The 8,725-nt window shown below is 69.8% G+C and carries 8 protein-coding genes; 3 read left to right on the forward strand and 5 right to left on the reverse strand.

Annotated features, from left to right (window positions below; genetic code table 11):
- Positions 1-85: 85 nt before the first annotated feature.
- The 4 genes from Pth03_RS35980 to Pth03_RS35995 form a co-directional block, all read right to left on the reverse strand.
- Entirely contained in the window at positions 86-3,271 is a 3,186-nt protein-coding gene (locus Pth03_RS35980) for a helicase HerA domain-containing protein (RefSeq protein WP_203948953.1), read from the reverse strand.
- Entirely contained in the window at positions 3,271-3,879 is a 609-nt protein-coding gene (locus Pth03_RS35985; RefSeq protein ID WP_203948954.1) for a cytochrome P450 family protein, read from the reverse strand. The genes Pth03_RS35980 and Pth03_RS35985 overlap by 1 nt, the downstream gene beginning before the upstream one ends.
- Complete coding sequence (locus tag Pth03_RS35990; RefSeq protein WP_203948955.1) at positions 3,872-4,801, reverse strand: DUF559 domain-containing protein; 930 nt, start codon at positions 4,799-4,801, stop codon at positions 3,872-3,874. Before Pth03_RS35990 ends, Pth03_RS35985 begins: the two co-directional genes overlap by 8 nt.
- Before the next feature lie 350 nt (positions 4,802-5,151).
- Positions 5,152-5,565: a universal stress protein gene (locus tag Pth03_RS35995; protein ID WP_203948956.1), complete on the reverse strand. Its 414-nt coding sequence runs from the start codon at positions 5,563-5,565 to the stop codon at positions 5,152-5,154.
- 336 nt (positions 5,566-5,901) lie between these two features.
- Between Pth03_RS35995 and Pth03_RS36000 the strand changes: the two genes are divergently transcribed.
- Both Pth03_RS36000 and Pth03_RS36005 read left to right on the forward strand, forming a co-directional pair.
- Positions 5,902-6,408, forward strand: coding sequence for an STAS domain-containing protein (locus tag Pth03_RS36000; protein WP_275413272.1), 507 nt, complete (start codon positions 5,902-5,904; stop codon positions 6,406-6,408).
- Positions 6,409-6,458: 50 nt separating this feature from the next.
- Positions 6,459-7,061, forward strand: coding sequence for a TetR/AcrR family transcriptional regulator (locus tag Pth03_RS36005; protein ID WP_203948958.1), 603 nt, complete (start codon positions 6,459-6,461; stop codon positions 7,059-7,061).
- Between the two features lie 3 nt (positions 7,062-7,064).
- Here the strand turns inward: Pth03_RS36005 and Pth03_RS36010 are convergent, their stop codons facing one another.
- Entirely contained in the window at positions 7,065-7,811 is a 747-nt protein-coding gene (locus Pth03_RS36010) for a DUF429 domain-containing protein (protein WP_203948959.1), read from the reverse strand.
- A 579-nt stretch (positions 7,812-8,390) separates the two neighbouring features.
- Between Pth03_RS36010 and Pth03_RS36015 the strand changes: the two genes are divergently transcribed.
- Positions 8,391-8,725 (forward strand): hypothetical protein (locus Pth03_RS36015; RefSeq protein ID WP_203948960.1); only part of this gene is annotated, 335 nt, incomplete at its 3' end.

The raw sequence follows: 8,725 nt of genomic DNA on the forward strand, positions 1-8,725 counted from the left end.
CCGCCTTTCGCAAACCGGTGTTCTTCCGACAACCGTACCCGTGGAAGCAAACGTTTGGTACGCAGCGGATCCCGGTGCATCGGCCTCACTGCGGCTGCCGCGCCCTCTGGACGACCTCCTCCGTCGTGAGCGGGCTCCTCGGATGGTGGCTCAGGCACAGCGGGGCCTGGATCTTCGTGAACGCCGAGCCTTCGACGCCCGCGTAGAACTGCCCGGCGCCCAGATGCCCGACGTCGCCGATGGTGCTGTTCTTGGCCCTGGCCATCTCCTTGGCCGCCTCGATCTGGACCGGGCTGTTCAGCAGGCCGAAGAACTGGGTCGCGGCGTTGCCCGGAATCCGGTTGTGCAGCCCCTTGGGTGCCTGCGTGGCGAAGACGAGGCCCAAGCCGTACTTGCGGGCCTGCGACGCCAGCGCCAGCGTGCTCTGGGTGCACGCCGTCATGGCGCCGGACGGCGCGAACGTCTGCGCCTCGTCCATCACAAGGAGACCGCCCAGCGGCCGGTTCCCTGCCGGGTTCTTCCTGATCCAGGAGAACAGAGCCAGTTGCAGCAGGTTGACGAAGCTCTGCCGCTGCTCGTCGGACGGCAGGCCGACGAAGCTGATGACGGAGATGCGCGCCCGTTTGCCCGGCGGCGGGGTGAGCAGCACACCGGGATCGGCCGCCTCTCCCCCACCGCCGAAGAGCGGGTCGGTGACCATGGTCGCCGTCAGATTCTGAGCGACCACCTCCGCGATCTTGCCTGCGTTGGGAAGGGTGCTCACGCCGTCCGGCAGGTCGTACAGCAACTCGATCAGGCCCTCCAGCCGAGTGGTGCCGTGCCGTCCGTAATAGTCGACGGCCTGCGTCAGCACCGCCCGGCCGCGGTGGGCCTTCTCCGTACTGCCGCCGAGCTTGGCCCGCGGCACGAGAGATGCGACGGCGGCGTCGACGGCCTCCCTGAACTCGTCGGCGTCGTCGACCACCCCGCTGAAGTCGGGTAGCGGCTGGAAGGCGAGCGGGCGTCCGCCCTCCCTGCCGGGTGTCCAGACCACCACGTCGGTGCCGGCGAGATAACGCTCGGCCTTGGCGGCGTCGCCGTCCTGCCACCCTGCGGGAGGCTCCGGCCAGGCGTCGCCCAGCCGCGCGAGGTCGTTGTTGGGGTCGAGCACGATGGCCGAGACCCCCTGGAGCGCGCACTCCTCGATCAGCCGCCGGATCAGCACGGTCTTGCCTGAACCCGAACCTGCGAAGATCGCCGTGTGCTTGCGCAGCGCCTCCAGGCCCACGCCGACGGGGGCCCCGCCGTCCGAACGCCCGACGACGACGGACGGCACGCCTTCGGCGATGCCGGCCCGCGCCGCAGCGGCCGAGTCCGCACCGTCCGATTCCAGCGTGTCCACGATGGTCGATACACCGGGTTCCACGCCGTCGCCGTTGTCCCCTGAGCCGACCCGCGTTCCGTACGGAACGGTCCATACCTCGCCGAGCGCGTCGGCGAGGAACTTGACCTCGCCGGTCGGCCGCCGGTCGGCCAGCCATGCATGCAGGTGGGCGGGGTTCTCCTTGAGAAGATCACGCAGGGCGGCGAGGATCTTCACGTCCTCTTCCTCCACGCGCAGCGTCCTGCCGCCCGCTCGCTCGAACTCCGCGATGGTCTCGCGCGTCTTCGCGCCGCCCGACCACTCCGCGTTGCGGAGCAGGAACACGTGCCGTTTGCCGACGTCGGCGTTCAGCCCCGCCGCCACGCACGCGTTGCGCACCCGGGTCAGCGCGGCGTTGGCGTGCGTCGCGGCGATCGCCCGGAAGCTCCAGTGCTCCTCGTCCTCGGTCGCCTCGTCGAGGCTTCGCCGCAGGCGCGCGTGGAGGGGCGGTTTGGCACTCGGCGGCGCGTCCTGGTTGAACGCCCGGCCCGCGTCGCCCTGCTCCGCGATCCACGCGCTGAGCCCGGCCGCCAGCAACGCCGGCATCGTCGCATCCTCGGTGGCGGAGTCGAGCGCCGCCGCGGCGTCGGCGGCCGCCTGGGGGCTTCTTCTCAGTTCCGCGAACCGCGCGTCGAGCGCCTCGAGTTCGGGGCCTTCTGTGACCGGCGGCGGCATGGGCACCGGCGCGTCTACGCCGGCGAAGCTCCCCAGCTCCGTGATCTCACCGGTGTTCCGGCAGGTACGGATGTGTTCGTCGATCTTCATCAGGATCTGTCGCGGGGTGAGACCGGCCGCGCTATCGAAGGCGGAGAGCTTGACGGGCCACGTCGGGTGAGGCGGCCGGAAACCGACGTCGCGATAGTGGGCGCCGAGCCGCCGTTCCACCAGCACCCGGGCGGTCTCGGCGTCGGGCACAACCCTCAGCCGCACCGCCGGGCGGAACCGGTCCTGAACCGTGTCGGTGGCGTTGTTCTTGATGACCGCCCACGTCGCCGGAATGCACGACAACACGGTGAGCGTCCGCCGGGTGACGTCCCTGAGCTCCATCAGACCGCCTGCGACCTGATCGATGAGCAGCGCCTCTCGCCAGTCGCGCGTCCGGTCGAGGGTCTGGGTCGACGCGGTCGTGATGAGCGCGTCGATCTGGTCGACCGCGATGACCGACGGTCCGGTGAGCGCGAGCAGGCGCGACACATCCCTGACTATCTCCTGGGGAGTGCGTTGGCTCCTGCGCATCCCCCACGCGGCCCGCTCCCCTGGCTCCTCCTCCGGCAAGGCGGTCAGCAGCGCGTCGGCGACGTCCTGAGCGTGCCGGTCGGTGGAGGCCCGCAGAACCAGCGCCCTGGCGATGTCCTGGCTCTGCCTGCCCACATGCCCGTCGAAGGCGATCAGCGCCTCGATGAACGCGTCCAGGGCGTCCACCGTCAGCTGCGCGTCGCCGATCACCGAGCGGCGAACCATCCGCGACACGCCCACCTGCGACGAGAGGCGGCGAAGGAACGCCTTCAGCTGGCTTTCGCCGTCCAGTTCGCGCGCCAGGCCGTCGAGCACTGACCCCGCGACGCAGTCCCAGAACGTCTTGGCATCGAGGAGCTGTACGAGAAAAAAATAGCCGCCGTCCTCCTGGACCTTCTCCCGGATCCAGCCCAGCAGGTGCGTCTTCCCCACGCCTCGCTGGCCCTCGACGACCAGGCCGATCGGGCTGGTGCCCGCACTGCGCTTCGCCTCCGCCACCCCGTCGAGGACGGCCTGCGCCGTCGGCCGGTTCAGCGCCTCGACGTGAAACAGGGACGGGCTCCAGACGTCGTCGGGGCCGTCGGCCCAGTTGAACGTGAGCGCCGCGAGGGCGCTGTGTCCGTAGGCCATCATCAGGCTCCAATCGACAAGAGGTGCTTGTCCTGATCCCCGATCACCAGCGCCGCCTTCCGGTCCCGCGGGGTCAGCGCCTTCTGGTTCGACTCGGGGACGATGTCCACGTCGGGCATGATCGCCATTCGCCTGAGCGCGTCGTCGAGTCTGTCTCTCGCGACATCGCGAAGGAACACCCGGAGCTCGGCCAGGCCGACCCAGCCGCCGGGCTCCCTCACGAGCTCGGCGTACGCCTCCCTGATGAGCGCCTCCGTGTCCGCCTCGGGTCCGAAGACGTCCGCCAGCCTGCGATCGGTGCGCTCCATGAACCCCTGGACTCCGCCCATCAACGCTCGGGCCATCGCCCACGGGGATCCGCTCGCCGTGACCGTGACCGCGCGAAACTCCTCGGCCACCCGCGCCCAGCCCGCGTCAGTGAGGACATGAACGAATTCACGCCCCTGCTTCCAGCTGTCGACCAGTTTCCGCTCGTTGAGGCGCCGCCGCGGTTCACCGGTCAGGGTCAGGCCGTATCGCTCTTTAAGGTCGTTGTTGGAAATCTCCGTCGCTGCAACCATCAAAGCGATGAGTGCGGATATTTCCGGCAGAGACAATTTCGGGTCAGTCATGGGGGGTTCCTTCGAACGTTCCATTGCGGCGGCCCGTGACGAACCGCTCGATCTGGCGGACAACGGCCTCGACGTCTGAGGAGACCTGGTCATTCGTGAAGCGGAGCACGGCGAAGCCGTCGAGCTGGAGTTGCACGTCGCGCCTCCGGTCGGCTTCGAATCTCGCCGGGTCGCGGTGCTCCGGGCCGTCGATCTCGACCACGCACCGCTCGGGCAGCCAGCACAGGTCCAGCAGGATCCGGTTGGCCAGCGCATGCGACTGGTAAGGGTGGTTCCACTCCCGGCCGTGCGCCCATTCACAGGCCGCGAGGGCCTTCTCCAGCCGCCGCTCGATCGTGCTCGCCGGGTGCGGCCTACCCGCCGGGGCCGGAAACCGTACGGCCGGCGTCTGTTCTGCCTGCCGTACAGGGAGCGGCGCCGGGCCGGCGCCGGGGAGCGGCACCGTCACGGCCTCGAGCTGGACCGTCACGGCCTCGAGCCGGTCCGCGGCGGCGAGGGGCGCGCCGGCGAACCAGATGCCGAGCCCGGCGTGGTGCGCCAGCCATTCGAAGGCCGACACGAGCACCTGCTCACCGGCCGGCGTGAGGCCCTCGGGCACGTCGACCAGTACGGCCACGCGCGTGCGGCCGTAGGCGGCGGCGAGAACGCGGGCGAGACCCGCGGCGCGCACTTCGGGGGAGAATTTGGCCGGGCCGGACGACGCACCGGTGAGGGAGCGCTGGGCGAGATCGGCAAGAAAGGGCCCGAAATGGCCCGTGGCGGACGCCGCCTGCAGGGCGATGGCGCGAACTGCTCCGGCTCCCGCTCCCCCAGGCGTGATGCCGTCGGCCTCCGGCAGCCAGGCCGGATAAAGGGCGACCGCGGCGGCCTCCAGTTCGGACAGCACGGCCGCGACCACGTCCGCGGTGGACGTCTCCGGCATTTGCGGCGGGGTATAGGCGACGACGGCGGGGGCGCCGGCCGGGAGCGGCTCCAGCGAAAGCGCCAGTGTTCGCGCGCTCGTACCGGCTATGCGTACGACTCGGCCCGTCGGCGGCTCAGCCCACGAAAGCCCCACGCCGATTACCTCTTTTTCTGGCGAAATACGGGTAACTCGAACTGCCGACGTTATACGCCACCTTTGACGCGATGCAGCGAGTTAACCGAATAGCCAGAGATTTCGTCATTTAGCCGGGCCGAGCCGTACGCCACCGGCCGCCACGGCGGGCCCCCTCGAAAGGGACGGCCTGCCGCGCACGACCGGCGACGCGGGCTGCCGCGCCCTGACGGCGCTCAGACGACGAGCAGCACCGAGGTGGGCGTCTGGTGCGCGACCTTCTCGCTCACGCTCTCACCGAAAAGCACGCCGAGCTGGGTGTGGTGCCCGGGCGCAAGGACGATCAGGTCGCTGCCGAGCTCGCGGGCCTGGTCGGCGACCAGGTTGGCGACCTCGCCGCGCAGACCGGTGAGCACCCGACCCTGCACCGCCACACCCGCGTCCTTCAGCCGGGCGAGGGCGTTGTCGACGACCTTCTGAGCCTCCTGCTCGTCCTCGATGTCGACCACCGTGTCGTACACGATCTGCGACGGGCCGACGTGGACCACGTCGACCGCCGCGCCGGTCAGGCGGGCGAGGTTCTCGACAGTCTCCAGCACCCGATCGGAACGCTCAGAGCTGTCGATCGCGGCGAGGATGCGCTTGTACATGCCTGTCCCCTTGTTCTTGATGCCTTGTCAGGCGAGATCACGATTTACCGGATTAGAGTCTCTCTTATCGGCCGAGAGCGGTTTATAGCGGGCATGGCCCTCGACGCCCATCCGCCCGCAAGGGGCACGTGCACAGAAGGCGTGGCAAGGTCGCTGACCTGCGGCGAGGGCAAACTCGGGACGCGTCGCCCTTTACCCAGTTGACCAGGTGGTGGCCGCCACCTTGAGCTCTTCGCCTTCCACGGCCCGAACCGGCCTCGCACGTTACCGAGAGTAGACATACGAACGGATAGCGTCATTTCGGACAGCACGCCCGATCCAACCGAAGGCGCGCATATGACAGCTCAGCTCGATATCACCATAAACGATCATCCGGCCGTGACCGTGGTCACCCTCGCGGGCGAACTCGACATCGCGACCGGAGGAGTGTTGCGTGGCAGGCTCAGGCAGCTCGTCGCGGACGGGCACACGCGACTCGTGGTGGACGCATCGGACCTCCGGTTCTGCGACTCGACCGGCCTGGAGGTCCTCCTCGACGGCCTCGGCGACAGCGAGAGAGCCGGAGGCTCCCTGCGGCTGACGGGAGTGCACGGCACCCTGGCGGTCGTCCTCGACGCCACAGGGCTCCGGGAGACCTTCCGGGCCGAGGCATCTCCCGTTCCCGAGGCCCGCAGCGCACGACCGCGCTGCGCCGACACACTGGCGGGCACACGGGCGGACACACTGGTGGCAGGCGCGCGCCGCACGGGAGCCTGCGGCGTCGACACCCGCATCGTGAACATCCGCCGCATCGACGAGCCCGTACGGCGGGCCCCGGCGATCGAGACCGTGGCCCGCCGCTGAGCATGCCGTACAAGACTGGACCGAAAGGTCCAGCCTTGTATCCTCCAGGCATGACCCGTGCCCTCACCGCCAAAGGCGCCGCGACACGGCAGAGGATCGTCGCGGGCGCGGCTCAGCTCATCCGCGCCCAAGGGGCCGACCAGGTCGGTCTCGACGACATCCGGGCGGCGACGGCGACCAGCAAGAGCCAGCTCTTCCATTACTTCCCGGACGGCCGCGCCGAGCTGCTGCGCGCCGTCGCCGTACACGAAGCGGCCGAGGTGCTGGCCGACCAGCAGCCCTTCCTCGACGAGCTCGGCCCGGAGGGCAGCTGGAAGGCTTGGCGAGACGTGGTTGTCCGCAGGTATCGCGAGCAGGGCATCCACTGTCCGCTGACCGCACTGACCGCGCAACTCGGCCCGTCCGACCCCGGCATCCGCGCCGTCGTCGCCCGCCTCATCGACGAGTGGCACGCGCGGATCGCCGCGGGGGTCGGGCGCGCCCAGACGCTCGGCCTGGCCGAGCCGTCCCTGCGACCGGAGAAGGTCGCCTCCGCGACGCTCGCCGCCATCCAGGGCGGCGTGGTGATGATGCAGGCCACCGGCAGCATCGAGCACCTCGAAGCCGCGCTGGACACGGCCCTGGCGGTACTCGCCCCGCGAGACGCCGCGTGAGCGTCACCCCGGCAACATCGGCAGCGGCGACGTGGGAACCGCGATCCACCCTTCTGTGACGGCACTCGCGGCCTGGCCGGGGGCGGGCAGGGTGGCCAGCCCCAGCGCGGCGGCACGCGCGGTCAGCGCGGCCACGACCGCGTCGGTGGCGTCGTCCGACCTCCGGCAGACCGCCTCGTGTTCGCCGAAGTCCAGCCACGGCGCGGCGGCCGTGAGCGCGTCCACCACCTTCCCGCGCGCCACGGCGTTCTCCGTCCGCTTGTATCCGCGGTACGGCAGGCCCCACTCCTTCAGTGACGCGGCGGGATAGACCTCCACGACCCGCCCCGTGCCGTCCCTGGCGACCCGGCCGCCCGTTCGTACGGCCAGGCGCGACAGAAGAGCCGCGCACCGCATGGCGGGATGGGCGATGCGGTCGGCCGAGACGCTCAGCGGCCGCAGTCCCGTACGCTCGTGCACGGCCAGGTCGGTCACCCTCAGCGCCAGGTCGCGCCGCCAGTCCCGGCCGAGACCCCCGGGGACCTCGACGTCGCCGACGCGGTGCGCGGAGACGAAGGAGACGAACCTGTCCGGCCAGCCCAGCGGGCAGTCGACGCCGGCCTTGTCCGCCTGGGCGATCGCCTCGACGATCAGCTCGTCGTCGGCGTACACGACCACGTCACGAACGGACGCGGCGCCATCCGACCATTCCACCCAGGCCACGGCGGTTCTGACCGCCTCCGCCGCCAGGTCCACTCCTACGGTGAGCACGACTTCACCGTAAAGCCGTCCTAGGCAGAATCTGGGCTCGGCGGTGGCCGCGCCGGTCAGCCGGTATCACGACGAGTCCGCCGCGGGTGGGCGCGAATATCGGACTGTGGTGGCCGTGCACCCCAGCATTACGCGCGGATGCCCCTCTGTTCGGCATGACCGGCAGACGGATGCCGGCTGGTGCAACGTGAAAGCCGCTCATCGTCGACGGGTTCGGCGCGATCGCTAGATAGATATTCTGTTCGATATTTGTAGCGAGTCGGTCACTCTCTGTGAGAGTATTCAGACACGTTTTCGATTCGGGAGGTGGGTGTGACCGGGGGGTGTTCGGATGCTGATCAGGTGCCGCGCCTCCCGCAATGGTGGGTGGAAGCGGCGGAACGAGCCGGAGTCTGCTCATCGGACGGCACCTCCGCCTTGAACTCCTCACCTCTGTGGTGGGAAGCAGCCGAACCGTCAGAGTCAGCACCCGCGGCCTCCTCACAGGCCGACGGCACCGACCCGAATGTGACGCGCCTTACCCCAGCACCGACCGATTCCGGGCCTGAGGCCTTTGCCGGGTTGGGTTCGGGTGATTTGGTGGCGGTGCTGCTTGATGCCGCCAGTGCTCTGGCCGTGGCGGAGATGCCGGATTTGCCGTCTGGGTGTCTGGCTGAGGCGCAGGAGCTGATCTACGCGCGGGATCGGCTGATGTCGGCTGTTGCGGCGCGGGTGGATCGGGTTCATCGCACCGGAGAGGCTCGGGGGCACGGGCACACCAGCACCCAGGCGTGGTTGCGCAGCGGATGCGGCGCCGGCGCGGGCTCGGCTTCCCATGTGGTGATGCTCGGGACCCAGCTGGCCCGCCTGCCCGTAGTACGAACCCGGTTCGCCGACGGCAGCCTTGCCGAAGGCCAGGTCAGTGCGATCTGCAT

Source organism: Planotetraspora thailandica (genome assembly GCF_016863335.1).
Taxonomy (GTDB): Bacteria; Actinomycetota; Actinomycetes; order Streptosporangiales; family Streptosporangiaceae; genus Planotetraspora; species Planotetraspora thailandica.

What these genes read in the sequence shown, in the direction of transcription:
- Pth03_RS35980 (WP_203948953.1), bottom strand. Translation starts at nt 3,271, where the DNA reads ATGATGGCCTACGGACACAGCGCCCTCGCGGCGCTCACGTTCAACTGG.
- Pth03_RS35990 (WP_203948955.1), bottom strand. Translation starts at nt 4,801, where the DNA reads ATGCCGGAGACGTCCACCGCGGACGTGGTCGCGGCCGTGCTGTCCGAA.
- Pth03_RS36000 (WP_275413272.1), top strand. Translation starts at nt 5,902, where the DNA reads ATGACAGCTCAGCTCGATATCACCATAAACGATCATCCGGCCGTGACC.
- Pth03_RS35985 (WP_203948954.1), bottom strand. Translation starts at nt 3,879, where the DNA reads ATGACTGACCCGAAATTGTCTCTGCCGGAAATATCCGCACTCATCGCT.
- Pth03_RS36005 (WP_203948958.1), top strand. Translation starts at nt 6,459, where the DNA reads ATGACCCGTGCCCTCACCGCCAAAGGCGCCGCGACACGGCAGAGGATC.
- Pth03_RS35995 (WP_203948956.1), bottom strand. Translation starts at nt 5,565, where the DNA reads ATGTACAAGCGCATCCTCGCCGCGATCGACAGCTCTGAGCGTTCCGAT.